The following is a 25,196-nucleotide window of genomic DNA, read 5'->3' as shown; positions in this document are numbered from 1 at the left end:
AACATCGACATGTCCCACGATATCGAAACCTACAAACGCCAGAGCTTCGGCTCGACGCTGGAGCCGAAAGCGCCGGTCGGTCTTTTGATCGTCGACTTCGTGAACGGCTTCGCGAATCCCGAGGTGTTCGGCGGCGGCAATATTGCGCAGGCAATAGCGCATACGATTCCATTGCTGGCGCACGCGCGCGCGAAGCGCTGGCCGATCGCGCACAGCCGTATCGTCTTCGCCGATGACGACGCCGATCACAACGTCTTCACGATGAAAGTGCCCGGCCTGCTAGCGCTGAAGGAAGATTCGCACGACAGCGCCATCGTGCCGCAACTCAAGCCGGAGCAGGGCGAACTCGTGGTGCGCAAGACGGTGCCCTCGGCGTTCTTCGGCACATCGCTCGCGGCGTGGCTCACGCAACACGGCGTGCGCACGCTCGTGATCGCGGGCGCGGTGACGAGCGGCTGCGTGCGATCGTCCGTCGTCGACGCGATGCAGTACGGCTTCCGTCCGTTCGTGCTGTCGGACTGCGTGGGCGATCGCGCGATCGCGCCGCACGACGCGAATCTGTTCGACATGGCGCAGAAGTATGCGGCCGTGATGACGCGTGACGAAGCGCTCGAACTGCTCAAGGATCTTTGATCATGGGATCAACATGGCCACGTCTGTTTCGGAGCGGTCGCACCGCGTAGTCACGCGTCACGAATTCACGCTGATCATCGCGTCCTCGTTCGGTGCGTTGCTCGAATGGTATGACTTCTATATCTACGCCGCGCTGGCGGGCACGTTCAGCACCTTGTTCTTTCCGAGCGGCAACGATACGGTCGCCTTCCTCGCGAGCCTCGCCACCTTCGGCGCGGGCTTTCTCGTGCGGCCGCTCGGCGCGCTGTTCTTCGGCAGGCTCGGCGACCGCATCGGCCGCAAGTACACGTTCATGGCGACGATCGTGCTGATGGGCGTCGCGACCATCGGTGTGGGCTTGTTGCCGTCGTTCGAGCAGATCGGCATGATCGCGCCGGTCTTGCTGGTCGCGCTGCGGCTGTTGCAGGGATTCGCGCTCGGCGGCGAAACGGGCGGCGCGGCGACCTATCTCGCGGAGCATTCGCCCGCGGAGCGTCGCGGCTTCTTCACGAGTTCACTGCAGACCACGGCGACGCTCGGCCTGCTCGCATCGATCGCGGCGGTGAGCATCAGCCGCGCCGCGATGGACGAAGCCGCGTTTCGGAGCTGGGGCTGGCGCATGCCGTTTCTCGTATCGATCGTGCTGCTCGCGATCTCGGTCTATCTGCGCACGAAGCTCGCCGAGTCGCCGACGTTTCGCGACATGAAGCAGACGGGCCGCCTGTCGAAATCGCCGATAGGGGAGAGCTTCGGCAAATGGGAGAACCTGAAGTACGTGCTGATCATGCTGTTCAGCACGGCATCCGGCGTCGGAGTCGTGTTCGGCACGGGTCACTTCTATTCGATGTACTTCCTGCAGAACACGTTGAAGGTCGCGCCAAACACGGTCAATCTCTTTCTCGCGATCGCATTGATCGCGGTGTTTCCGTTCTATCTCGTGTTCGGCTGGCTGTCGGATCGCGTCGGACGAAAATGGATCATGATGCTCGCGTGCCTGTTGCTCGCCGCAACCACGCAACCGATCTTCCATGCGCTCACGCACTATGCGAATCCACAGTTGGAAGCATTCCAGAAGCGCGCACCGGTGACGATTCGCGCAGACGATTGCCGCTTCACGCTGTTCTCCGCGCCGGTGACGGAGTGCGACCGCATACGTTCGTTTCTCAGTGCGTCGGGCGTTTCGTACAGTCGGGCGCCGTTGCGAGCGGGCGAAGCGGCATCGACGGAAATCGGCCCGACCGTGGTGCACGGCAGCGACAAACATGAACTGGAGAAGGCGTTGATCGCGTCCGGCTGGTCGGCGCACGCAGACCCCGCGAGAATCGACGCCCCGATGGTCGTCTTCCTGATGTGGCTACTGCTCTTGTATCTCGCGATGGTCTACGGACCGATGGCCGCGTTCATGGTCGAACTCTTTCCGGCGCGCATCCGCTATACGTCGCTATCGTTGCCGTTCCATCTCGGCTCGGGCTGGTTCGGCGGCATGCTGCCGTTCGTGGTGTCCGCGATGGCGGTCGCGCGCGGCGACGTCTATTTCGGGCTTTGGTATCCGATCGTCATCGCGCTCGTGTCGTTCGCGGTCGGTACGCTGTTCGTGCCCGAAACGTATCGCCGCGACATCACGCAGTAGTCAGTCGAAATGCTTGAGCGATGTACGGCCGTACTGGTTGTTGCCCTCGACGAGCTTCATCATCATGCGCACGAAATGAACGCGATCTTCCGCACTCAACGGCTCCAGAAATCTCACCTGCGCTTCGCGCATGCTGCCGTACATGTCCTTCATCGTGCGGCGTCCTTTCGCGGTGATGTTCGCGATCTTGAGACGCCCGTCGTGAGGACTAGGCTCGCGCTTGACGAGCCCGCGCTCCTCGAGTCGGCGCAGCACGTCGGCCATCGTCGTGCGATCGACGCCGACTTCCGCGCACAGCGATGTCTGATCCAGTCCGGGCCGCTCGCTCAGCGTCGTCAGCAAGCCGTATTGCACCGGCGTGATGGCGAAGTCCTTGCAGCACTCGAAGAACAGCGCGATGTGAATCTGGTTGAGCCGGCGGATCAGAAATCCCGGGCGCTGCCACAAGTGTCCGGTCTCGATGCCGCTATCGGAAACGGCAGATTTTTTCTCAGCAACGGTGCCCATCCTTAACCTTTTTCGAAGAAGTTCAAGTCACACGGGAGATTAGAGATTGTAGGTGCAATCACAGTTGCGCTCCCAATTTTTTCCGGATACAAAGCTATCTATCAGCGTACTGACGAAATGCTGATGCCAAGAGCGCAATAAGTCAATGATGGAAGTCAATACACGAAGTCAACAGAACGATGCGTCGCGCAGGTATCAGAGCGGATCTGCTCATGCGTTTGCAGCCAGCAAGCGCACGAATAATCAGCATGCTGATTAAATGGCGAATGCGTTAAACGTCACCTCACTCAGAGTCTGGAGCCAAAGATGAGTTCTACCCCTGTACAGACGGACGACGTCGCCATTCATGGGCGGTCGATGTCGCGCAACGATATCAAGACGCTCATGCTGGCGTCGCTCGGCGGTGCGCTGGAGTACTACGATTTCATCGTCGCGGTGTTCTTCACGAAGCTGCTCGCGACCGTGTTCTTCCCGCCGCAGACACCCGAGTGGCTCGCGCAACTCGAAGTGTTCTGCATCTTCGCGGCGGGCTATCTCGTGCGGCCGATCGGCGGCATTTTCTTCGCGCACTTCGGCGATCGCATCGGCCGCAAGAAGATGTTCGCGTTGAGCCTGTTCCTGATGGCCGCGCCGACCTTGCTCATCGGTTTGCTGCCGAGCTATGCGATGCTCGGTATCGTCGCGCCGCTGCTGTTTCTGTTGTGCCGCGTGCTGCAGGGGCTTTCCGTCGGCGGGGAAGTGCCGGGCGCGTGGATCTTCTGCTCGGAGCATGTGCGGCGCGATCGCGTCGGTCTCGCGTGCGGCCTGCTGATGTCAGGGCTGTGCACCGGCATCCTGCTCGGCGCGCTGTCGGCGAAGTTCCTCATCGGCAACATGGATCCGGCGGAACTGAAGACCTGGGGCTGGCGTCTGCCGTTCATCGCGGGCGGCGTGTTCGGTCTGATCTCGGTCTATCTGCGCCGCTATCTGCAGGAAACGCCGGTGTTCGAGGCGCTGCGCGCGAAGCGTGAAGCCGATGCGCGTCTGCCGCTCGCGGTGGTGCTGAAGGAACATCGCGGCGCGATAGTCGTCTCGCTGCTGGCGACGTGGGTGTTCTCCGGCATCTTCGTGCTGTATTTCCTCTATACGCCGACGTTCCTGCAATCGCAGTTCCATTTTCCGGCGAAGGACGTGTTCACCAACAATTCGTGGTCGATCTTCGGCCTGATTCTCGGCAGCACGCTCGCGGGATGGGCGGCGGACAAGATCGGCGGCGGCCGCGCGTATGCGATCGGCAGTGTCGCGATGCTGCTCGTGTGCGGTGCGTTCTACATGAGTCTGGCCTCGGGCAGCCAGTCGGTATGGACGCTCTATATCCTCGGCGGCTTCCTGATCGGGACCATCACGCTCGGGCCGTACATCATCGTGAAAAGCTTTCCGCCCGAAGTGCGCTTCACCGGCTTCGCGCTGTCGTACAACACCGCCTATGCGATCTTCGGCGGCACGGCGCCCGCCATCGCCTCGTTCCTGGTGGGCCGGCAGGGCATCACGATGGCGCCTGCGTGGTACATTGGCGCGCTTTGCGTGCTCGGCGTGATCATCGGCCTTCTCTGGCGTGCGCCCGTGCATGCCGACGCAACGGCCGCGCATTGATGCCGGGCGTTTGATCCTTTCGCGATCCCGCATCGAAAGCGTTGCGGGATCGTTTCTGTCCGGGCGCTATTCATGTCTGTTGGCGACGCATCCAGGGGCGGCATCGGCCGCTCATGGCTTCTGTACTTCTCGCTTGCACTGGCGAGCATGAGCTTCTCGGCGACTGGCCCGGTCGCGATCATCATGGCCGCGTCGCGCGAAGGCGGCCTGACCCTGGCGCAGACCTCGTCGTGGCTCTTTGCGTCGATCGGCATCAACGGGCTCGCAAGCATCGCGATCAGCTGGAAGATGCGTCAGCCCTTGCTCTTTCTCTGGACCATTCCGGGCGCGATTCTCGCCGCGCCGGTGATCGCGCAATACGGCTTCGGCGCGGCGGTGGGCACCTATCTCGTCTGCGCCGTCGTGCTGCTCGTGCTCGGCGTGACGAACCTGGTCGCGCTGCTCGATCGATGGGTGCCGATGCCCGTCGTCATGGCGATGATCGCCGGACTCTTCATCAAATACGTGCTGGCTGTCGTGCATTCGAGCGTGGCCGCGCCGCTCATCGGCGCCGGCATGCTGTTGACGTTCTTCGGGCTGATGTGGCTCGAACGGCGCAACGCCGCGCCGCTTCCGCCGCTGATCGGCGCGATGCTGACGGGCGCGGCGATTCTGTTCGCCACCGGCTTTCAGTTGCCGGGTCATGGCGGCGGCGTCTGGACAGCTACGCCCGCGCTCGTCGCGCCGCGCTTCGATATCCACGCGATCTCGCAACTGCTGCTGCCGATGCTCATCACCGTGCTCTTCGTGCAGAACGCGCAAGGCATTGCGGTGACGCGTGCGTCGGGGTACGGCACGTCGTTGCGGATGGTGACGATCTACAGCGGCGTGCTGACCGCGATCACCGCGCCGTTCGGCGGTTGTCCTTCGGTGCTGGCGGGGCCGAGCAACGCCATTCTCGTGTCGGGCGGCACGCATGGGCGGCATTACATCGGCGCGTTGATCGCGGGCGTGATATGCGTCGCGATCGGCGTGTTCTCGACCGCGTATGTGTTTCTGCTGGCGAGTCTGCCTGGTGCGTATATCGCCATTCTCGCCGGGCTCGCGATGATGGGCGTGCTGGAGAAAGCCTTCGTCGCGGCGTTTCGGTCGGCGCTGCCGCTCAGCGCGATGATCGTGTTCGTGGTCACGTTGAGCGATGTGACTTTGCTCGGCGTGGGTGCGGCGTTCTGGGGCGTGGTCGCGGGGTGTGTTGTTTGTTATGGGATCGAGAAGCCTCATGCCGGCGCCGCCCGTGCGTAGCTGACCTTGGTCCTTTCATCGGACGGCGTCGGGCGCATGCGGCGCGGTCGATGCGGCGGGCAAGCCCGGCGGTGGGCCGCTGTCGACGAGGTTGAAGAGGGCAACCGTGCTCGGACAATGAAACGTCGTGAGCACGTCGCTCGTCAGGGGATTGGCGACGCTGCCGCTGTTGGCGATGTCCAGCGCAGCCTTGCGTCCGTCGAAGTCGAATACGACGCGCGTGCGACCCGCCGTGGCGGTTTGCACGATCTGGCCTTTGCTCATCAGGCGCATCAGAGCCCACGGCCCATCGACCGCAATCGTCGACGTATCCGCGCGAATTCGAGGATTTGCCGTGATCTCGACATGCACGCCGCCGCGAGGGCCGGGCCAGTTGATCTTGAGCGGGGTGACGGGTCCGTGCTGATACAACGTGCTTTGGCCATCGATGTCGATGGCAAGGCTGAGAATGGTCGGATCGAGCTCGGGCACGCGAAGCTCCGCTTTCCACGCGAGCTGCTTGCCTTGATCGCCGAAGAAGACGTTCCGGATGGACTGCGCATGCTGGAACGGTTCGAGATCCGGGCCTTGCACCGGTTCGGTCGATCCGGGCAGTGTCTTGTAGCGCCACGGCTGCGAAGACGTATCGACGAAGGGCGCGAGATTCTTGGTGAAGAAATCGTCGAACAGGCCGCCCTGGGCGAACATGCGCGTGAAATCGTCGATGCTGATATCGCGCGTGCTCTGTGGTGCGAACGGGTAGTGACCTTCGACCGCCAGACGGCATGCGTCCCCGACGGCCGCCTGCGTCTGGCGCGAAAGCAACTGGCCCACGCCCTGATTCACATCGCGCGAGCCTTGTGTCGCAAGCCCGAGCAACACGTCGCGAAAGGGCGCGGGCATCGTGTTGGCGGCCATCTTGAGCTTCGCGGAGGCATCGTTCGCGGGAGGCAGGCTATTGTTGGCCAGCGCGTTGTCGGCGATGGTGAAGGCGGTGTACGCGTCGTTGAGCAGCGTCGTTACGCCATCGAGTCCGGTTTTTCCGGCTTGCGCGGCTTGCGGCTGTCCTTCCGCGCGGGCTTGAGCATTGCCCGTCACCATCTCGCGCAGCGCCGCGAAACGGTCATCGACGAGTTCCCGTTCCACCCTGTCTTGCGCGCGAATGCCCAAGGCTTTCGCTTTCTCTGTCAGCTTGCCGTCGACTTTATCGATCAGCGTGCTGTCCTGAGTCGTCAACGTCTTCGTAAGCGTGGTCTCGCGCGCTGCCGCGAGCGCGAGGCGCGCAAGCGGAGAATCGGGCGCCGCGAACTGGCGCAGGATCTGCAGATTGAAGCTGAGGCTCGATCCCGTCACCGCGCGGACGTCACCGAGGAAATCGGCCCAATGCCGCGCATACTCCGTCAGATAGAGACGGCGGACCGCATCCGTCAAAGCATCGTCGGCGCCCGTTGCGGTCTTTGCGAACTCAAGCGTTTTTTTTTGAGCCGCGTGCAGTGATCCCGACCAGTTGGACAGATACGGCCGCCCCATTACCCATGCATCGTCCTCGCGCGCCGTCTGCAGAAATTCGGAGAGGCGTTTGTCGAAGACATTGTGATAGCCGTCGAAAGTGAAAATGCCCGGCACGCCGCGCGACAATGGCGCGCCGCTCGCGCGCGTGAACGACGTCCCGGCCTGAGGCCCAACCACGCGCAAGAGCGTGAAATCGTCGGGAGCGTCCTGTTGCATCGCGGCCTTGGCGCGATCGTAAAGGCGCTGCGTACCGTTGCTCGCATCGAGAAAAACGCGGGCGCGCTCGATCAATCCATCGTTGCGAATGAGCGGCGATTGAACGATGTGCTCACCCGAGAATAGCTGCTCGAGATGACCGAGCATCGATGCGCGGCCGCCATAGATCGACGCGCTGTCGGTTTTCGCCCAGTCGCCGAGGACCCATGCCTTGATTTCACCGCCGTTGAATCTCGCGCGGTCGTAGAGCATCAGATAGACGCGCAATGCGTCGTAGGCCGATTTCGTGTCCTGACTGGCGATGGACTGCTCGAGCACTGCCTCGATGCGATGCACGATCTGCGGCACCAGCAGATTGTTCTCGAGCGCACGATACGTCTCGCCGCTCACGTCGACGATACCCGGCGCGACATACAGTCCGTAGCGGAAACTGGCATCGGGGTTCGTGAGATCGAGGCCGGTCCACGCCGGCAAATAGCGGGCTTCGGTGAGGGCGTCGGGCACGGCGTCGGGCTTGGGATCGCGATACAGTTGCGTGATTTTCGTGGACAGAGACTGCGTCTTGCGGGCAATCGCCTGCAGATAGTCGCTGTTGTTGCCGAAGCTCACGTGCAGCGCCACCGCGAGCCAGACGAAAAGCAGCACCGCCAGTGCGTGTCCGATGAGGCGAAGCAGGCGGAAACGATATTCCCAGCGCAAGTTGGGTTGCACGAGATGCGCTTCTGGAAAGATCACCTTCCTGAACACGTCGCGCAGGAAGTAGCTCTTGCTCGCCGTGGCGGAGACCGCATCGGTCGCGAACCCGCGCTTCACGCCCGTGCCGAGTCGTTGCATGATCGTGAGCGGCTCCGCCACGTGCGCAACGTCGCCTTGCGTGGCGCTGGTGAAATATACGCCGCGCAACATCGTGTGCTGCTCGGTGTTGTCATAGCGCGATTCGACGAACAGATGCGCCAGTACATCCGACAAGGGTGCGATGAGTGCGGAGAACGCCTCGGGCAAGGCCGCAAGCCGGCAGCGGCGCTCGACATCGTATTCGTCTTCCAGGCGCGTGTTGACTCCGGCGAAGACGCGCTCCGACAGGCGCGCCAACTCCTCCGCACATCGATCTTCGAGCGATGCACACGCGAGCGGCAAGGTGAATCCCCATATCTGCGCGCGATTCTCCTCGGTCAGCGACGCGAAGTAGTCCGAGAAACCGCTCAGGCGGTCCATCTGCGTGACGATCAGGTAGATCGGAAAGCGGATACCCAAGGTGCCGCGCAGTTCGGCCAGACGCATGCGCAGCGCGTCAGCCTCGGTTTCGCGCACGGTCGGGCTCGGGTGGGTGAGGGTGCCGAGATCGATCGTGAGCAGCGCGCCATTGATCGGCGCACGAGGACGATGCCGGCGCAACAGTCCCAGAAAGCCGAGCCATTCGTCGCTATCGGCGTTGCGGCGTTGCAATACTTCGTCGAACGCCGTGCTGGTCGGGAGCGACTGGACGCTCGCGGCGTCCCCGGGAGAAGGTAGCGAATGCGTCGATTTGCCGAGGTGCGTGTAATAGCCCGCAGTGTCGATGAACACGGCTTCGTTGGTGAGCCACCAGTTCACCGCCGTACCCGATGACGCGGCTGACTGCGCGAAGCCACGGGCGTTGCCGTTGGGCGTTGGGATCCCGGCGTTCAGGATCGCACGGGTCTTGCCCGATCCCGCGGCGCCGAGCGTGATGTACCAAGGCAGTTCGTACAGGTATCGCGTGCCCTGAAAAAGCCGGCCGACGCCGCGTGCGCTCGTACGCATGGACTTCAGCCGCCCGAGTACCTCTTTCATGCGGACTTCGAGCGCCCTCAATTGCGCGGCGGCGGGCGATTTGTCTTTCCTGTCGACGGCGAGCGCTTTTTTCAGGAACTGCTCATCGCTGCGCATGCGGCCCCATACCCAATACAACGCCCACGCCACGAAGACGGCGATGACGACGCTGATCGCGATCACGCGTGCCTCGACCGGCGCGAGCGGCCTGGATTCTCCGAAGCTCAGCAAGGGCGCGGCATACCAGATCAGAAGGCACAGGAGCGCCCCGAACACGACGGCGGTGGAAAAGCCCTTGAGCCACAGCAGCACGCCGCACAGAATCAGCGCGATCACCGTCACGCGCAGCGCGACGCTCTCGAGCGGCTTGAGGCCGCCAAATGCCACGTACGGGCCGATGAACCACACGCCAAGGGCGAGCAGAATGAGCGCGATGGTCGCGAGAAACCAGCGCGAACCCAGGAAGGACAACAACTTCTTCATGTTTGAATCCGTTGATCAGATTGCAGCGTGGAGAGCCACGCGAAGACAACGAAAGGCGCGGGGGCCGAGGCGCACTCGGCAAGCAGCGTCAAGGCGTCACAGCAATTTCGACGCGCCGATTCTGGGCGCGGCCTTGCGCCGTGGCGTTGTCGCCGATCGGATCCGCGTCACCGCGGCCGATGGCCTCAAGTCGTCCGGCCGGTACCCCGGAGGCCTGCAGCATCTGCATGACTTGCGTCGCGCGCTCGAGCGAGAGCGCGTCGTTCGAGGCGAACTGACGGCTCTTGACCGGAATGTTGTCGGTATAGCCGGTGATCGCGACCTTGCCCGGCACCTTCGCCACTTCGCGCGCGATCTTCGCGATCAACGGCGCCATCGATGCAGCGACGTTGATGCCGCCCGGCATGAACATCGCGTCTCCCCGGAAGGTGACGGCGCTATGCCGGGCATCTTCATTTACGCTCACGGTGCCGGCGGCGATCTCGTCCTTCAGCAACGCGCGCAGTCGCAGCACACGAGGCGCCGCGGGCGGCGTCATACGGCCGATGTCGATGATCTGCTTCTCGATCGATGTACCGTCGCTAAGCAAGTGGTACTTGAACCAGCCAAACAGCGCGAGCAGGACGAGCCCGAACGACGCGAACGTGATCCATACCGGGAAGTCGTAGACGGAGAACCGCTTGCCGCGCGCATCGGAATTCGGGTGCGGCGAGAGGGGAGTCGGCACCGGCCCCTGATTGGCCTGTATCTCGTGATAGAGCCGCTGGCGTACGGCATCGTGCTTGCGGGCGCCGTCTGGCTCCTGCCGGTAGCGACCCATGAAGCCCAGACTCAGGATCCGGAATATCACTTCCAGCAGATCGATATGTTCCTGGGGTTGCGCCATGAGACGGCCGATCAGCAGATAAACCTTGACGCCACCCTGGCGGTCTTCGTGAAACTCCGTGGCCAGCCCTTTGCTGATCCATTCGACACCTGACGCCTGCGTGCCCCAATTTGTCTGCATGGCGGCTTCATCGAGCGCCGTGCACAGGCAGTAGCGCGCGCCCAGCATGTGCTCGCGGCGCAGATTGGCTTGTTCGCACAAGCGCTGGAAGTCACGCACTTCGTCTTTCAGCAACTGGTGCAGTGCGTTGATTTCCACTTTGCCGAGGTCGCGGGGGATCTCGGCGAGCGCGCGCAGAAGCGGGCGCGCCGCCTCCAGCAGCGGGTTTCGCGCCTGTTCGATCACTCCCAGACGTGCCGCCTGCTGCTCCCCGGGCGGGATGCGGCTGATCAGCCCGGCGAGCGTCTGTTCTTCGCGCGGCTCATTGGCGGCCGCGGAACCGTCGGGTTTGCCCGCCACATCAGTCGTGCCGTCAGGCCAGGCCGACATCGCCGGAAATTGCGTTGCGTCCGTATTCATAGCTGCCCCGTGGTTTCATGGCGCTCGCTCGCCGAGGTCCGCGATGACTTCATCCACACTTCTTGCCCCCTGAACTTCGTAAGCCTTTTCAGCTCGCTCAACCGCGCACTCCCCACAACTGCAACTGGAGCGCGGGAAACTCGCCCGCGACGTGCAGCGCAATACCACCGAACTTTTCGACCATGTCCCAGAGTGGACCGCTACGGGCAATTTCGAAGTACACATAACCCGAGTTGAACGGAATCTGACGCGGTGGCACGGGCAGCGTCTGCATCGGAATGCCCGGCAGATGCGCGCGCACGAGATCGGGCAGACGCTCGGACGGACCGATCTTCGCTTGTGTGACGAAGCGGTCGGCGAGCGCGTCGGCAGGCATTTGCGCGGATACCGCGAGCACCAGTGCGGAGAATGTGCGGAGCTCCGCCGGGTCGACGACCGCGTTGCGCATGCCATAGCCCACATCCTTGAGCGTGATGTTCTGCGCGCTTCGCACCAGCACGGCGTTGAGCAGCGATTGCGTGTCCTCGACGAGCGGCCGGATGCACACATGGGGCTCGTTATGGTGGTAGGCCGGATGCGTGTCGAGCGGGCGACGCGTGCTCGGGCGCACATAGGTCGACAACTCGCCGGCCATGCTCAACAGCAGCGCGTAGACATCGGCGGGGGATGTGGCCGGGATGCGACGCATATGCTGCAGCAGCGGTTCGTAGCGGTTGAGCGTCTGCAGCAGAAGATAATCCGACACTTCCGCGACCGACCCGGCTTGCCCGTCGCTGCCCGTGAGCCGCTGCGCGAGCTTGTCGGCGCGCATGCGGGCGAGTTCGTGAACGTCGCCGAGCCAGCCTGCGAGTACCGCGCTCGCGCCATAGCCGGACACTGGCGGGACCAGCGTGTCGTCGAGTTCGATGCTGCCATCAGCGCGCATCGACTTGACGCGGGTGAGCGGCAAGCCGATCCATGCATCGGTCAACTCTTTCTGCGGCAGCAGGCGAAGGCGCAGATTCGACAACTGGACGGTCTTGTAGCCCTGACCGATCGAGTTGGCGTCGCAAACATCGGTCTCGAAGACGGCATAGCGCGCGAGCGAATCCGCCGTGTTCTCGAAGGTCGTTTCCTCGCCGTTGGGCACGCGGATAGGCACGGCCAGATAGATCACCTGTTCGAGATGCTCCTGGCGAATCGTCAGCGGCGCGGGCGGGGGCGTACTGCCGGGCAGATCGAAGGGCGTGCCGTCTGCGAACACGCCGCTCGCCGACTTGACGATGACCTTGCCCAGTGCGAGCGCCTCGGTGTCGATTGAAAAGTGCGAGAAGCCGAAGAAAAATGGCGACAGGGGCGCCGCGCGCTTGTGCGCGAAATGTTCGAGGTATCGCTCTTGCTGCTGGAATAGCTGCGGGCGCAGAAACAGCCCTTCGTTCCAGGTGACTTTGTTATGCCAGCTCATGCGGACGAGTCTTCATTTGTTCTTTGATTGGGCATCGCTGATCCTGATCGCGTCGGCGTCAAGATCGATGTCGAGTTTGAGTCTGGGCGTGGATCGATACCACGCAGCCTTGGGTGTCGTGGGCAGCGGCCAGTTCGCGCGCCATACTGCACTGGGCAGCGTCCGATAAGCGGCGATCACGCCGAGCGCCGTGCTCGCTTCATTGGCATTACGGGCGATCGTCTTGTGTTCGCCCGGACGCAGCAGGAATTGATCGCGCGCGACGAGGTCGTCCGCGAGCACGGTCTTGTCCTTGTCCTGCAGGGAATAGAAATCGGCCTCGTTGAAAGCGTCGGCGTTCTTGAGTTCGTACACGCGCACGAGGATGGGCGCGGCACGCTTCTGATCATCGGGATTCACGCCCGAGGACGCGTTGATCGAAATCTCGAGCTTGAGAGGCTCGCGCTTCGGCGGCGCAACGCTGCTGGCGCACGCGGCGAGCGTCAGTGTGCAAGTCAGACCAGCGAGAGAGCGGAACGAACGCATCGGCAAAAAGCACATGAAGTGGTGACAAAAAACGAAACCCGTCGTCAAACGGGTTCCGTGAATCAAAGGCTGACAGGATGATCAGGCTTCCTTATTTCCCTTGATATCGAATGCCGCGGTGACTGCGCCGCCGCTGCCGCCCTGCGCGTTCTGCACGATGTACTCCTGCTTGACCTTGGCGAACGACAGGCGAACCTGCTCGCGGATGCCGTTATCGCCACTGGCGCCCGACGGCTGAACCTTGGTGACGATGACGTCGCTCATCGTGATCTTCAGGTACTCGAGCGGGTTGCCGCCTGCCTTGCGCACGGTCAGCACGGCCTGATCGATATGCTTGCCGGTCAGGCAATACTTCATCAGGTTCGGACTCGCGCGATCCATCATGTGCTCGAAGCTCAGATCGTCGACGCTGGCCTTGCCTGCGCCGCCGCCGCTACCCGAGTGCATGATCGAATCTTGCGAGACACGCCAGCCCCAGCTGGCGACCTCGATCTCGCTTTTGTGCGACGCGTCCTGGGACTCGCCATCGATGCCATTGATCTTGATGAAGATGTCTTGTGCCATCTTTAAGCTCCTTTGGTTGAAAAGTACTTCAGGTCCTGCTGCATTATTTTTTGCCTCAACGTCCTTCACGGCCGCGCTTCGGATTGCGTCCTCGCCCGTCCGAGGCTCGTGAGACAGGACGAGCGCAGAGGGGTGTCCCTGGTTTGCGCAACACGTTCCACGGCCGGAATGGTCTGCTCGAGATAGGCTTTCACTTCGCCCGCCTCGGGTTCGATGAAGGGCACGCCGCATACTGCCGGCGCGCCGAGCACCGGGCCGTCATCGAGCACGCGCAGCACAGCGGCGGGATTCCTTGGCAACGCCGTGGCCAGTGCGATCGTGAGACCGGTCGAGTCGCCCGCATCCGTTCCCTGCGACAGCGGCCGGGCGAGATTCACCCACGTGGAATCTCCGGACGCGATCCGCTCGAGCACCGCATCGAACTGCCCTTTGCGATCGAGCGACGCGACAGTCGATCGCGCTCCGTGCGCCTGGATGTCCCGGGCGATTTGCGAAGCTTCCGGCGCCTTGGGTGAGCCGACGCACGCCGAAGCTACGAGCGCGAAGATCATTGGCACGAGATAGATGCTTCGCTTCATTGAACGACGAGCCTTCTGTCCGCGCTTTCTTCGATCTGCGTTCGCGTAGACCGCGGGAGAATGATGCAGCCGTGCGATGCCGTATGGGACAGGTTGTCGCCGTGAATCATGAAAGCGCTGCGGCCAAACGTGTGAGTGCCGACTTCCGGTGCGAGATCCATCGACACCGGGCCGGTGCGCGTCGAATGGCGCGCATGGGCGATCGCATAGCTGCCTTGCGGGATCGGGCCGACGTTCTGCACGTCTTCCATCGCGGGATTGTTGCGACCTTCTCCCGCGCCGGAATAGCCATTGCGGGCGACGACATTGCCTTGTGGGTCGGTGAGCGTCCCGTCGGTCCGGTTATAAGTCCAGGGCATGATCTCTCCTTCGATCGGGTTCAGGCTGCTTCTTTCACGGAAGGCAGACGCGCCACGAGCCGCAGCGAAACCGTCAGGCCTTCGAGCTGGAAATGCGGGCGCAGGAAGAACTTCGCCTGGTAAAAGCCAGGATTGCCCTCGACCTCTTCGACGACCACCTCGGCTGCCGCAAGCGGACGGCTTGCCTTGGTGTCCTGCGACGAGTTGGCAGGATCGGCATCGACGTAGTTCATGATCCAGCCGTTGAGCCACTGCTGCATCTCCTCGCGTTCACGGAACGAGCCGATCTTGTCGCGCACGATGCACTTCAGGTAATGTGCGAAACGCGAGCACGCGAACAGATACGGCAGGCGCGCCGAGAGATTCGCGTTCGCGGTCGCGTCCGGATCGTGGTATTCGGCTGGCTTCTGCATCGACTGCGCGCCGATGAACGTCGCGTGAGCGGTGTTCTTGCGATGGATGAGCGGAATGAGGCCGTTCTTCGACAACTCCGCCTCGCGACGGTCGGAAATTGCGATCTCCGTCGGGCATTTCATGTCGATGCCGCCGTCGTCGGTCGGGAACGTGTGGCACGGCAGGTTTTCCACCGTGCCGCCCGACTCCACGCCGCGAATGAGCGAACACCAGCCGTAGCGCTTGAACGAGCGGTTGATATTCACGCCCATCGCATAGGCAGCGTTCGCCCACGCAAACTTGCGGTGATCCGCGCCGTCGGTGGTTTCCTCGAAATCGAACTCGTCGACGGGATTGCTCTTCGCGCCATACGGCAGGCGTGCGAGGAAACGCGGCATGGCCAGCCCGATATAGCGCGCGTCTTCCGTATTGCGCAGCGAATTCCACGGCGCATATTCGAGGTTCTGCGCGAAGATCTTCGTGAGATCGCGCGGATTGGCGAGTTCTTGCCACGATTCCATTTGCAGGACGGAAGGCGATGCCCCCGAGATGAACGGCGTGTGCGCGGCGGCCGCGACCTTGGCGATCGAGCCAAGCAGATCGACGTCGGGCGGCGTATGGTCGAAGTAATAGTCCGCGACCAGGCATCCGTACGGCTCGCCGCCGAGTTGTCCGTATTCCTCTTCGTAGATTTGCTTGAAGAGCGGGCTTTGATCCCAGGCGAGACCCTTGTACCGCTTCATCGTGCGGCGAAGTTCGTCCTTGGACACGTCCATGAAGCGAATCTTGAGACGTTCGTCGGTCTCGGTGTTCGACACCAGATGATGCAGGCCGCGCCACGCGGACTCGAGCTTCTGGAAATCAGCGTGATGAAGGATCAGATTGATCTGCTCGGAAAGCTTGTGATCGATCTGCGCAATGATTGCTTCGATGCTCTTGTATGCGTCGTCGCTGATCGTGATCGACTGATGCAGGGCTTGCTCGGCAAGCGTCTGCACCGCCTGCTCGACCGCCTCACGCGCCTGTTCGGTCTTGGGGCGGAATTCCTGATTGAGCAGGGTGGTGAAATCGCTGTGCGCGACGTGTGCCTTTGTGGCGCCTGCGCTCGTCGTCTGTGCCTGATTGGCTGCCATGGGTATCCTTGGTCTGATTCGATTGGTGCGGAGTGCTCCGATTCGTTTGCGGCTCAGTTCAGCGTGGGCTCCGAGCCATCGGTGTCGGCCGCGGACCTGGGTTTGGGCGACGCCGCGAGTGACTTGAGTAGCGCGGGATCCGCAAGCAGCTTGTTGACGAGCGTCTCGGCGCCGGACTTGCCGTCCATGTAGGTCTGAAGGTTCGCGAGTTGCGTGCGTGCATCGAGCAACTGGCGCAGCGCATCGACCTTGTTCGCGACGGCCGCGGGTGAGAAGTCCTCGATGCTCTCGAACGTCATGTCCACCATCAACTGCCCCCCGCCCGTGAGCGTGTTGGGCACGGAAAACGCGACGCGCGGCTTGATTGCCTTCATGCGTTCGTCGAAATTGTCGATGTCGATATCGAGGAAGCGGCGGTCCGCAACCGCCGGCAATGGCTCGACGGGATTGCCGGACAGATCGGCGAGTACGCCCATCACGAAGGGAAGCTCCACTTTCTTTTCGGAACCGTAGACTTCGACGTCGTACTCGATCTGCACGCGCGGTGCACGGTTGTGCGCGATGAACTTCTGCGAACTATTGGCTTGGGACATGCTGTCTCCGTGGGCAGGAAAGGTTCTAGAGAGGAAGCGGCTCGGCGTTCGCCGGCGCCATGGATTCGGCCACTCTGATAGCAATGGCTTCAGCGGGCGCGGCGCGCTCGTCGACGATCTCGACGTCGATGCGCGTGATGAGGCGCTTTGCCGCGAAGGCGTCGAGCCATAGCGCGGACAGTCTCGGCAGCACGTATTGATCGATGAAGCCGATCAGCACGCGCGCACCGGTTTCCTGCACAAGACAACGCGCGACGATGTAGTCGACCAGGCGGTCGCTGAAGACGAGCGATATGGCATGTGTCTCTGCCATGCGTCGAACGACGCGATCCAGATGCAGGCGCACGATGTTCGCAAGGGACGTTCGAGCGAGCGGCCGATAAGGCACGACCGTCAGGCGTCCAAGAAACGCCGCCGGGAAGGTCTTGAGCAATTCAGGCGCGATCGCTCCACGCAAGCCATCCTGATCGGGCGCGAGTGACGCATCGGCGCACAGGCTCGCGATGAGTTCGGAGCCCGCGTTGCTCGTGAGGAGAATCGTCGTGTTTCGAAAATCGATGAAGCGGCCATCGCCATCTTCCATGTAGCCCTTGTCGAACACCTGGAAGAACACTTCGTGCACGTCGCGATGGGCCTTCTCGATCTCGTCGAGCAACACCACGGAGTAGGGGCGCCGACGCACGGCTTCGGTGAGCACGCCGCCCTCGCCATAACCGACATACCCGGGCGGCGCACCCTTCAAGCCGGAAACGGTGTGCGCTTCCTGGTACTCGCTCATATTGATGGTGATGAGGTTCTGTTCCCCGCCATAGAGCGCCTCGGCGAGCGCGAGCGCCGTCTCGGTCTTGCCGATGCCAGACGGGCCGGCCAGCAGAAACACGCCGAGCGGCTTCTTCGGGTCGGTGAGCCCGGCACGCGAGGTCTGTACACGCTCGCTGATTTGCCCAAGTGCCTCGTTCTGCCCGATCACGCGTGCAGCGAGGGTATGAGAGAGACGGCGTACCGCGGCGATCTCGTCGGTGACCATGCGGCCGACAGGAATACCGGTCCAGTTCGAGACGATTTCGGCGACGATGGCTTCGTCCACTTCAGGAAATACGAGCGGCGTCTCGCCTTGTAGGTCGCGCAGGTTTTGCTCGAGTTTTCGCAAAGCGGCGGGCGAGGGCCAAGCGCCGTCATGTTCGTCAGCATTGACGATCAAGCCTTCGTCCTGGGTTTCGTCGGCGGCTGGCGCCAGAGCCGCTTCGCGTGCATGAATGAGCGACTGCGCGGCGGCGACTTGTGCATGCCAGTGCAGTCCGAGCGCCGTTTCCTCTGCGAGCAGCGTATCGATACGGGCTTGCGCTCGCGCCAGTGCATCGTGTGAATCGAGACCGATGCGCGCTTCCTGTTCAAGCAGGCTCAGTTCGACGCGCGCGGCCTGCAACCGCTGACGCACGTCCTGCAATTCGCGCGGCGCCGTCTGCTGCGAGAGCGCGACACGGGCGCATGCTGTGTCAAGCAGGCTGATCGCCTTGTCGGGCAACTGACGCGACGGGATGTAGCGATGCGACAGCGTGACCGCCGCGCGAATCGCTTCATCGCGCACGATGACGTGGTGATGTCGCGAGAACGTGCCCGCGAGTCCCCGCACCATTTCGATGGCAACCGCTTCTTCCGGTTCGGCCACTTGGAGCACCTGGAAACGGCGTGTGAGCGCAGGATCCTTCTCGATGTGCCGCTTGTATTCGGACCAGGTCGTCGCGCCAATGACGCGTACGGCGCCACGCGCGAGCGCGGGCTTCAGCAGATTCGCCGCATCGCCAGTGCCCGCCTGACCGCCCGCGCCGACGAGCGTATGGATCTCGTCGACGAACAGGATCACGGGCGTAGCGGATTTTTTTGCGGCCTCGAGCACCGCTTTCAGCCGCGCCTCGAACTCGCCCTTCATGCTCGCGCCGGCGAGCAGCGCGCCGACATCGAGCGAAAGGAGCCGCACTTCGGCGAGCACGGCTGGCACATCGCCGCTCGCCACGGCGAGCGCGAGACCCTCGACCACCGCGGTCTTTCCGACACCCGCTTCGCCGGTGAGCAATGGATTGTTCTGGCGCCGGCGCAACAGTACGTCGATCAGCGTGCGGATTTCCTGATCGCGGCCCGTCACCATATCTATTTCAGCCGCGCGAGCAAGCGCGGTGAGGTCGGTGCAGTATTGCCCGAGCACATCGGACGAGCCGACGCCGGAAGTTGCGCCCGTCGCATGCGAAGCGTCTCCGGGCGATGCGGGCCTGAAGCCGCTCGCTTCGTAAGGCGTGTCGGCTGCTTCGGGCGAGCCAGCGACCCAGGAAGGCAACGTGTCGTTGAGCCCTTCGACCGGAATCCGCTTGAATTCCGGCGACATGGACAGCATCACGCGCCGCAATTCCGGCGTACCGATGAGCGCGGCCACGAGCCATGCGCCGCGAACCCGGCTGTCATCGAAGGCAAGTGAGGAGAGCACCCAGGCGCGCTCGACGGCCATCTCGACATGATGAGAGAAATCGCTGATGGAACTTGCTCCAGCGGGAAGCGCGCGCAGCGCGCGTGCGAGATCCTGCTCCAGTGTTTCCCGTTCGATACCGGCATGGCGCACGATGCGATGCAGGTCGCTGTCGGGCAATTGCAGCAGTTGATGAATCCAGTGCACCAGCTCGACGTACGGGTTGCCGCGCAACTTGCAGAACGTGGTGGCGGACTCGATGCCACGAAAAAGCGTGGTTCCGAGTTTTCCGAACAGTGTCTGGCGAGAAATCATTTATCTGCTGCGGCCTGTAAGTTAAGGAGACGCGACGGGTAAAAAAGAAAAACCAAAAGCGGGCGATCGTGTTTTTCGGGGAGATAGAACGGACACACAAAGTCATGCCCCAATCAAGGCGGCATCACTTGAAAGCTTACAGAGATAATCGATGCCGACTTCAAATTAGTCAACTCTTGATAATTCGATTGCCTAATTGAAAAGTGATTGCCAGTTAGCAATTAAACGCAACGAGAAGGTGCCGAAGATCGACTCCATCTATCTGAATACAAAGGATTGACTGATGATTGAGGGGCATCTTTCAATGCACCGCTCACTCATATCTTCACATCGCTTAAAACAAGATTCGTCTTAATTTCACTATTTTTATTTTGTCCCCCATCAATTGAGATTCAGATTTTATTTAAAGAAATTATTAGCTGCCATTAAGCAATTATTCAGCTATGGACAACGCCTTTAGGACGTGCGTTAATCGAAAGGAAGAAAGAGAGATAAAGCAGGCGTGATTTATCTCGAGCGGTTAATTTTGCATATATGCGTGAAAGAGGCTTCAATGCGATTCCCTACGATCTTCAAGCGAACGGGTCCGGTTCACGAGCGGGAGGAGCCCACAGGCGCTCAGCGTTCGGTAACCGCTGAACCGGTAGATGGCATGCCCGAGGATATTTTTTGCGGTGATACCGCCACGCGATCATCCGCAAGCGAAAACGTGTTCAGCCTGCTCGATGGCCGCGCCAGCTTGAAGGGTCTTTCTTCGCCTGAAGCGAGCTCGCAAGAATCGTCGTCGATGTCCGGCGCGCGTGTCGATCCGGACGCGCTGATCGTCGCCTTGCATGCCCACTACTGCGAAGCGCTCGAGTCTTCCGATGGCCTGTCAATCGGTTTGGGCGACCGCGTCTCGGCATCCGTCACGAACAATGATCAACCTGCTGCGCTGCTTGCGCCGGAATTCGAATCAAGTCGCAGCGCAGGTACCATCAGCGATCTCTTTTCCGGACCACAGCGACTCGAGGAGGCGATCGGTCCACTGTCGTCCGATCCGATGCTCGCGGATCTCATATTCGACGGCGTCGATCTGAGTATCGAATCAGCGCCGGAAATTCTGCAACTGTTTGCGCCGCCGGAATATCACGCCAACGCGGCATTGCGCAGAGGCGCCGTGCCGCCCACGCTTGCGCGTCGGGAGCACCACACGCTCGCTATCGATAGCCCATTGCCGGAATTTCACTCCGCCGCTTCGCCGGCACGTATCGAAGCGCGCGAAGAGGCGACGACGCAATGAGCGCATCTGCCATGTCTGTTACGGGCGAGAAACCAATGAACGTCGAAATCAAGCCATACGCGTCGAGCGAAGTATCTGGACTTGCGCCTGACGACGCGCTGCGTGACGCCGAAGCCCGCGTACGCCAGGAACCGGCGGTGGCGGCGCATCGCTGGGCGCTGTTTCAATGGCTCTGCATCGTCTGCGAGTGGGAGCGGGCGGTTCAACAACTGCAGGTCTATGCGCAACTCGATTCCGCGTCGTCGTCCGATTCAATGACGCCGCATGTGCATGCCTATCGGGACCTCGTGCGGGCAGAACGCGCACGCGCGCTGGTCATGGCGGGAAAACACGAGCCACATTTTGTCTTCGATGACGTGCCGGTCTGGATGCAGGGCTTGCATGGCGCGCTCGGCCTCGCCGCTCAAGGAGAGTTCGACGCGGCCGATGCCGCGCGCGAGATCGCGCTCGACAGGGCGCCGCTGATATCCGGTCGAAGCGAACGGGAAGTCTCGACGGACCCGGCACATCAGGCGGCCGCGATCGAATTTTCGTGGATCGGCGACAGCGATAGCCGGTTGGGACCGGTGTGTGAATTCGTCGCCGCGGGGCGTTATCGCTGGCTCGCCTTCGACGAAATCGCCCGCTGGACGATCGCGCGCCCCACGACGCTGGTCGATCTGGTGTGGGCGCCTTGCTCGCTCACCTTACGCGACGGCACGCTACTGCGCGGATTCATGCCGGCTCGCTATCCGCAAGCTCCGGCACGAGAATCGTCAGCAGATGAACGCAGCGCATTGCTCATGGCTCGCAGCACGGTATGGCACGAGAACGGCCGCACCGGCGTGATCGCTTCGGGTGCAAAGACATGGGCGACGAGTGCCGGTGACTTCGGCGTGTTCGAGCTGCGCGATTGCACTTTCGGCCGTGCCCGGGAAGGCGGCGCGGCAGACGCGCCAGCCGTCTCCGGCAGAAGCGCTCACGCCGATCTCGAAAGGACAACGAGATGAGCGCAACCCGCGCCCCGCGTCGGGCCGACAGCTATTTGCTGCCGACGCTCATCGACCGTTTGCGTGACGACGCCCCGCACCGGCAAGCCGAGGTGCCCGGCGAATATGCCGTCACGCGCGCGCAATTGCGCGACATCATCCAGCGGGATCTGGCGTATTTGCTGAATGCCACCGATCTGGGCGATCTCATCGATCGCGCGCGTTATCCATTGGTCGCGGCATCGACCGTGAACTTCGGCGTCCCGCCGCTGGCGGGCGCGTACATGGCTTCGCGCAAGTGGTCGGATATCGAGGCGACGGTCAAGAACGCCATTCTCACGTTCGAGCCGCGGCTGATAGCCGAATCGATCCAGGTCGTGCCACGCAGCGACAACGACCGCACAGGCCGTCACAGTCAGGTTGCCTTCGAGATCCACGGACTGATCAGGGCAGAGCCGTATCCGCTCGAATTCATGGTGCAGAGTTCGCTCGATCTCGAATCGAGCCGTCTGCATGCCCAAGCCTCCCGTGCCTGAGCGCACTTCACGCAACACGTCAATATCCGCATGGACCCGCGATTACTCGATTACTACAACCAGGAGTTGATCTATCTGCGCGAGAGCGCAGGCGAGTTCGCGCAGGCGCACCCGAAAATCGCGCGGCGTCTGGGACTTCAGGCGGGCGAGATGACCGATCCTTACGTGGAGCGTCTGATCGAATCGTTTTGCTTCATGTCCGCACGCATGAGGCTCAAGCTGGACGCTGAGTTTCCGCGCTTCACGCAGCGCCTGCTCGAAGTCACTTATCCGAACTACGTCGCGCCGACGCCATCCATGGCGGTGGCGCGGATTTATCCGGCTCACTCGAAAGGGAATCTCAATGAAGGGTTTCTGATGCGGCGTGGCACGACGCTCAAGACCCATATCCCCAGTGGCGAAAGTACGCCGTGCACGTTCCGCACGAGCCAGGACGTCGTGCTGTATCCGTTGGAAATCGAGGTTGCGAGGCTCACCGGCATTCCTCCGGACATCCCCGGCCTCGAACGTTACGTGCCCGCGCACGCGCAAATACGCGGCGCGCTGCGTCTTCGCATCCGAACCACGAACAAGACGAAGATCGCCACGGTCGACAATCTCGACCGGCTGCCCATCTATTTGGCTGGTGACGAGCAAGTGGCCTCGCACCTCTTCGAACTCGTGCATGCCGCAGGGATCGCGTCGATCATTGGCGAACCGGGCGCGTTCGGCGATCCGGACAGGCCATTTGCGGCCGTGACGTCCAGAGCGGTGCAGCATGAAGGACTTGGTCTCGATCAGGGCATGCTGCCTCTCACATGGTCCAAGTTTCATGGGCACAACCTGCTGCATGAATACTTCGCGTGCCCGACCCGCTTCTACTTCTTCACGCTCACCGGCTTGCAGGAGGGACTGCGCAGGACCAGAGGCGAAACGGCGGAGATCATCATCCTGCTCGACCGTGCGCCCGATCAGCTCGCGAGCCTCGTCGACGCCGCGCGGTTCGCGCTCTTTTGCACGCCGGTGGTCAATCTGTTTCCGCAGAAGCTGGATCGCATCGAGTTATCCGAGGCCAGCACGGAGTTTCACCTGGTGCCCAAACGACAGTCGCCGCTCGATCACGAAGTCTTCTCGGTACAGTCGTTGCACGCACGCGTAGAGGCGAATTCAGAGAACCTGGAGTTCCGCCCGCTCTATCAAACGTTGAATAGCGACGAAGGCAATCATGGCCGCTATTTCTCCGTGCGCCGCGAGCGGCGGCTGCTTTCCGACAAATCGCGTCGCTATGGTACGCGCACGCCCTATATCGGCACCGAGACGTTCGTCGCTCTCGTCGACCAGCACGAAGCGCCTTACCACGAAGGCATGCGTCATCTTTCGGCCGAAGCCTGGCTGACCAACCGCGATTTGCCGCTGCTGGTGCCACGCGATGGCGTGCACGACTTCGAGCTGCCCGATAGCGGTGATCCGATCGCGAGCATCGGCATGATTCGTCCGCCCAGCGCACCGCGCCCGCCCTATGCGGACGGCGAGATTGCGTGGCGTCTGATCAGGCAACTGAATTTCAACTATCTTCCGCTGGAAGAAATCGATCACAGGCCGGGAGGGCAGGGACTGCGCGACATGCTGAGGCTGTTTCTGAGCCGTGATGATGCGGAGCATCAGCGGCAGGTCGAAAGCCTCGTGGGCGTGAAAACGAAACCGGTCACGCGCAAGCTGCCCGGAGGCGGTCCGCTCGTGTTCGGCCGCGGGATCGAATGTCAATTGACCGTCGATGAATCGGGTTTCTCCGGAACCAGTCCCTATCTGTTCGGGTTGATTCTCGAACACTATCTCGCGCGCCACGTTTCGATCAATTCATTCACGCAGACCGAACTGGTCTCCATGCAGCGTGGGCGCATCATGCGCTGGCCCGTGCGCGTGGGCACACGCGGAGTGTCGTGATGGAGCGAATGTCTCCAACGGGCTTGCTGCGCGAATCCGGACTCTCGCCAGAGTTGATCGAGCGCCTGGAGGTCGAGCCGTGGCGTTTCGGCTTTTTGTCGCTGATGCGGCGTATCGGCGCCGACACGCGGATCGACCCGATCGGCACCGCAAGGCGTCCGGGCGCAGAGCCGTTTCGGCTCGGACAGCAACCGAGCCTCACTTTCTCGCCACGGGAGATTGCGAATGTAGGCGAGCTGAACGGGCGGCTACATGTTCGGCTCTTCGGGCTCGGAATGCTCGGACCGAATGGGCCGCTTCCGATCCATGTGACGGAAATCGCGCGCGAGCGTGAAGAAAGCCGGCGCGACAAGACGCTGAGCCGCTTTCTCGACATTTTTCATCATCGCTATCTGGCGTTGCTGTATCGCGCATGGAGTTCGGCTCAGTCCGCCGCGGGACTCGACCGCCGCGACGACGAATCCTTTTCGTTCTATGTGGCGAGCCTCACGGGGCAGGACTGCGATGAGCTGGCCGAGCGCGCGTTGCCGGCGCACGCGCAATTGGCCGCATCGGCAAATCTGGTGCGCGAGGCGCGCGATCCCGACGGATTGCGCATGACGCTCGAACATTATTTCGGCGTGCCCGTGAGCCTCGACGAATACGTTTTTCACTGGGTCAAGGTGGCGCGCGACGAACAGACCCACCTCGGCGAACTCACGGCCGCCTCGGTCATCGGCGACGGAGCAATGCTCGGCGAGCAGGCGCCGGATCGCCAGTTCCGCTTTCGGCTGGTGATCGGTCCTGTCGACATCGGCCAGTATTTGCGCTTCACGCCGCGTGGCGTGGCGCTGCCCGAGCTGGTCGATATGGTGCGCAGTTTCGTGGGCCGGGAGTTCGAATGGGAACTGGAACTGCGGATCACGGCACAGAGTGCGCCGCCCGCCGTGATCGGCGGCGAACAGCAATTGGGATGGTCGGGATGGCTGGGACGATCTCCCGATGGCAAGCCCATCACCGGCATGCGTTTCGATCCCGAGCAGTATATGAAACGCGGCACGAAGGGCGGAGCACGCGCTTCGTCGGGCATGGATTGAG

20 protein-coding genes are annotated in these 25,196 nt (G+C 62.2%); 9 read left to right on the top strand and 11 right to left on the bottom strand.

What is annotated here, in order from left to right; all coding sequences use genetic code 11:
- Nucleotides 1–9 precede the first annotated feature (9 nt).
- Together NK8_RS29240 and NK8_RS29235 are read left to right on the top strand one after the other, a co-directional pair.
- Entirely contained in the window at nt 10–633 is a 624-nt protein-coding gene (locus tag NK8_RS29240; RefSeq protein WP_213231581.1) for an isochorismatase family protein, read from the top strand.
- Between the two features lie 13 nt (nt 634–646).
- A complete protein-coding gene (locus tag NK8_RS29235) occupies nt 647–2,242 on the top strand; it encodes an MFS transporter (protein ID WP_213231579.1) in 1,596 nt (531 codons plus the stop codon).
- Here NK8_RS29235 and NK8_RS29230 read toward each other — a convergent pair whose 3' ends face one another.
- Nucleotides 2,243–2,689 (bottom strand): MarR family winged helix-turn-helix transcriptional regulator, encoded by a 447-nt coding sequence (locus tag NK8_RS29230; protein ID WP_061178122.1) that lies wholly within the window; start codon nt 2,687–2,689, stop codon nt 2,243–2,245.
- 366 nt (nt 2,690–3,055) lie between these two features.
- Between NK8_RS29230 and NK8_RS29225 the strand changes: the two genes are divergently transcribed.
- Both NK8_RS29225 and NK8_RS29220 read left to right on the top strand, forming a co-directional pair.
- Entirely contained in the window at nt 3,056–4,381 is a 1,326-nt protein-coding gene (locus NK8_RS29225; RefSeq protein ID WP_174258147.1) for an MFS transporter, read from the top strand.
- Between the two features lie 72 nt (nt 4,382–4,453).
- On the top strand, nt 4,454–5,662 hold the full coding sequence (locus NK8_RS29220) for a benzoate/H(+) symporter BenE family transporter (protein WP_213231577.1): 1,209 nt from the start codon (nt 4,454–4,456) through the stop codon (nt 5,660–5,662).
- Nucleotides 5,663–5,677: 15 nt separating this feature from the next.
- Here NK8_RS29220 and tssM read toward each other — a convergent pair whose 3' ends face one another.
- From tssM to tssH, 10 genes are all read right to left on the bottom strand, one after another.
- On the bottom strand, nt 5,678–9,643 hold the full coding sequence (gene tssM / locus NK8_RS29215) for a type VI secretion system membrane subunit TssM (RefSeq protein WP_213231576.1): 3,966 nt from the start codon (nt 9,641–9,643) through the stop codon (nt 5,678–5,680).
- Between the two features lie 88 nt (nt 9,644–9,731).
- Nucleotides 9,732–11,048, bottom strand: coding sequence for a type VI secretion system protein TssL, long form (gene tssL / locus NK8_RS29210; RefSeq protein WP_225936416.1), 1,317 nt, complete (start codon nt 11,046–11,048; stop codon nt 9,732–9,734).
- A gap of 97 nt (nt 11,049–11,145) precedes the next feature.
- On the bottom strand, nt 11,146–12,492 hold the full coding sequence (gene tssK / locus NK8_RS29205) for a type VI secretion system baseplate subunit TssK (protein ID WP_213231575.1): 1,347 nt from the start codon (nt 12,490–12,492) through the stop codon (nt 11,146–11,148).
- A gap of 12 nt (nt 12,493–12,504) precedes the next feature.
- Nucleotides 12,505–13,017 (bottom strand): type VI secretion system lipoprotein TssJ, encoded by a 513-nt coding sequence (tssJ, locus tag NK8_RS29200; RefSeq protein ID WP_213231574.1) that lies wholly within the window; start codon nt 13,015–13,017, stop codon nt 12,505–12,507.
- Nucleotides 13,018–13,098: 81 nt separating this feature from the next.
- Nucleotides 13,099–13,581 (bottom strand): type VI secretion system tube protein Hcp, encoded by a 483-nt coding sequence (locus tag NK8_RS29195; RefSeq protein ID WP_213233243.1) that lies wholly within the window; start codon nt 13,579–13,581, stop codon nt 13,099–13,101.
- Between the two features lie 65 nt (nt 13,582–13,646).
- Complete coding sequence (locus NK8_RS29190) at nt 13,647–14,159, bottom strand: hypothetical protein (RefSeq protein WP_213231573.1); 513 nt, start codon at nt 14,157–14,159, stop codon at nt 13,647–13,649.
- Nucleotides 14,156–14,518, bottom strand: coding sequence for a tlde1 domain-containing protein (locus NK8_RS29185; protein WP_213231572.1), 363 nt, complete (start codon nt 14,516–14,518; stop codon nt 14,156–14,158). Before NK8_RS29185 ends, NK8_RS29190 begins: the two co-directional genes overlap by 4 nt.
- Nucleotides 14,519–14,538: 20 nt before the next feature.
- Entirely contained in the window at nt 14,539–16,044 is a 1,506-nt protein-coding gene (gene tssC, locus NK8_RS29180; RefSeq protein WP_213231570.1) for a type VI secretion system contractile sheath large subunit, read from the bottom strand.
- Nucleotides 16,045–16,097: 53 nt separating this feature from the next.
- Complete coding sequence (tssB, locus tag NK8_RS29175) at nt 16,098–16,637, bottom strand: type VI secretion system contractile sheath small subunit (RefSeq protein WP_213231568.1); 540 nt, start codon at nt 16,635–16,637, stop codon at nt 16,098–16,100.
- 25 nt (nt 16,638–16,662) lie between these two features.
- A complete protein-coding gene (gene tssH / locus NK8_RS29170) occupies nt 16,663–19,410 on the bottom strand; it encodes a type VI secretion system ATPase TssH (protein WP_213233206.1) in 2,748 nt (915 codons plus the stop codon).
- A gap of 502 nt (nt 19,411–19,912) precedes the next feature.
- Between tssH and NK8_RS29165 the strand changes: the two genes are divergently transcribed.
- The 5 genes from NK8_RS29165 (at nt 19,913) to tssG (ending at nt 25,195) form a co-directional block, all read left to right on the top strand.
- Nucleotides 19,913–20,692 (top strand): TagK domain-containing protein, encoded by a 780-nt coding sequence (locus NK8_RS29165; RefSeq protein ID WP_213233205.1) that lies wholly within the window; start codon nt 19,913–19,915, stop codon nt 20,690–20,692.
- 254 nt (nt 20,693–20,946) lie between these two features.
- Complete coding sequence (locus NK8_RS29160; RefSeq protein ID WP_225936508.1) at nt 20,947–21,681, top strand: type VI secretion system accessory protein TagJ; 735 nt, start codon at nt 20,947–20,949, stop codon at nt 21,679–21,681.
- A complete protein-coding gene (gene tssE / locus NK8_RS29155) occupies nt 21,678–22,196 on the top strand; it encodes a type VI secretion system baseplate subunit TssE (protein WP_213233203.1) in 519 nt (172 codons plus the stop codon). Before NK8_RS29160 ends, tssE begins: the two co-directional genes overlap by 4 nt.
- A gap of 30 nt (nt 22,197–22,226) precedes the next feature.
- Complete coding sequence (gene tssF / locus NK8_RS29150) at nt 22,227–24,119, top strand: type VI secretion system baseplate subunit TssF (protein WP_213233202.1); 1,893 nt, start codon at nt 22,227–22,229, stop codon at nt 24,117–24,119.
- A complete protein-coding gene (gene tssG, locus NK8_RS29145; RefSeq protein WP_213233201.1) occupies nt 24,119–25,195 on the top strand; it encodes a type VI secretion system baseplate subunit TssG in 1,077 nt (358 codons plus the stop codon). Before tssF ends, tssG begins: the two co-directional genes overlap by 1 nt.
- The last annotated feature ends 1 nt before the right edge of the window (nt 25,196 follow it).

This window comes from Caballeronia sp. NK8 (assembly GCF_018408855.1).
Classification (GTDB): domain Bacteria; phylum Pseudomonadota; class Gammaproteobacteria; order Burkholderiales; family Burkholderiaceae; genus Caballeronia.
The sequence above is the reverse complement of the archived record's forward strand: the minus strand, read 5'-3'. Positions and strand labels throughout refer to the sequence as shown.

Coding starts and splice junctions, on each gene's coding strand:
- NK8_RS29240 (WP_213231581.1), top strand. CDS start 10: ATGTCCCACGATATCGAAACCTACAAACGCCAGAGCTTCGGCTCGACG.
- NK8_RS29235 (WP_213231579.1), top strand. CDS start 647: ATGGCCACGTCTGTTTCGGAGCGGTCGCACCGCGTAGTCACGCGTCAC.
- NK8_RS29225 (WP_174258147.1), top strand. CDS start 3,056: ATGAGTTCTACCCCTGTACAGACGGACGACGTCGCCATTCATGGGCGG.
- NK8_RS29220 (WP_213231577.1), top strand. CDS start 4,454: ATGTCTGTTGGCGACGCATCCAGGGGCGGCATCGGCCGCTCATGGCTT.
- tssM (WP_213231576.1), bottom strand. CDS start 9,643: ATGAAGAAGTTGTTGTCCTTCCTGGGTTCGCGCTGGTTTCTCGCGACC.
- tssL (WP_225936416.1), bottom strand. CDS start 11,048: ATGAATACGGACGCAACGCAATTTCCGGCGATGTCGGCCTGGCCTGAC.
- tssK (WP_213231575.1), bottom strand. CDS start 12,492: ATGAGCTGGCATAACAAAGTCACCTGGAACGAAGGGCTGTTTCTGCGC.
- tssJ (WP_213231574.1), bottom strand. CDS start 13,017: ATGCGTTCGTTCCGCTCTCTCGCTGGTCTGACTTGCACACTGACGCTC.
- NK8_RS29195 (WP_213233243.1), bottom strand. CDS start 13,581: ATGGCACAAGACATCTTCATCAAGATCAATGGCATCGATGGCGAGTCC.
- NK8_RS29190 (WP_213231573.1), bottom strand. CDS start 14,159: ATGAAGCGAAGCATCTATCTCGTGCCAATGATCTTCGCGCTCGTAGCT.
- NK8_RS29185 (WP_213231572.1), bottom strand. CDS start 14,518: ATGCCCTGGACTTATAACCGGACCGACGGGACGCTCACCGACCCACAA.
- tssC (WP_213231570.1), bottom strand. CDS start 16,044: ATGGCAGCCAATCAGGCACAGACGACGAGCGCAGGCGCCACAAAGGCA.
- tssB (WP_213231568.1), bottom strand. CDS start 16,637: ATGTCCCAAGCCAATAGTTCGCAGAAGTTCATCGCGCACAACCGTGCA.
- tssH (WP_213233206.1), bottom strand. CDS start 19,410: ATGATTTCTCGCCAGACACTGTTCGGAAAACTCGGAACCACGCTTTTT.
- NK8_RS29160 (WP_225936508.1), top strand. CDS start 20,947: ATGACGCCGCATGTGCATGCCTATCGGGACCTCGTGCGGGCAGAACGC.
- tssE (WP_213233203.1), top strand. CDS start 21,678: ATGAGCGCAACCCGCGCCCCGCGTCGGGCCGACAGCTATTTGCTGCCG.
- tssF (WP_213233202.1), top strand. CDS start 22,227: ATGGACCCGCGATTACTCGATTACTACAACCAGGAGTTGATCTATCTG.
- tssG (WP_213233201.1), top strand. CDS start 24,119: ATGGAGCGAATGTCTCCAACGGGCTTGCTGCGCGAATCCGGACTCTCG.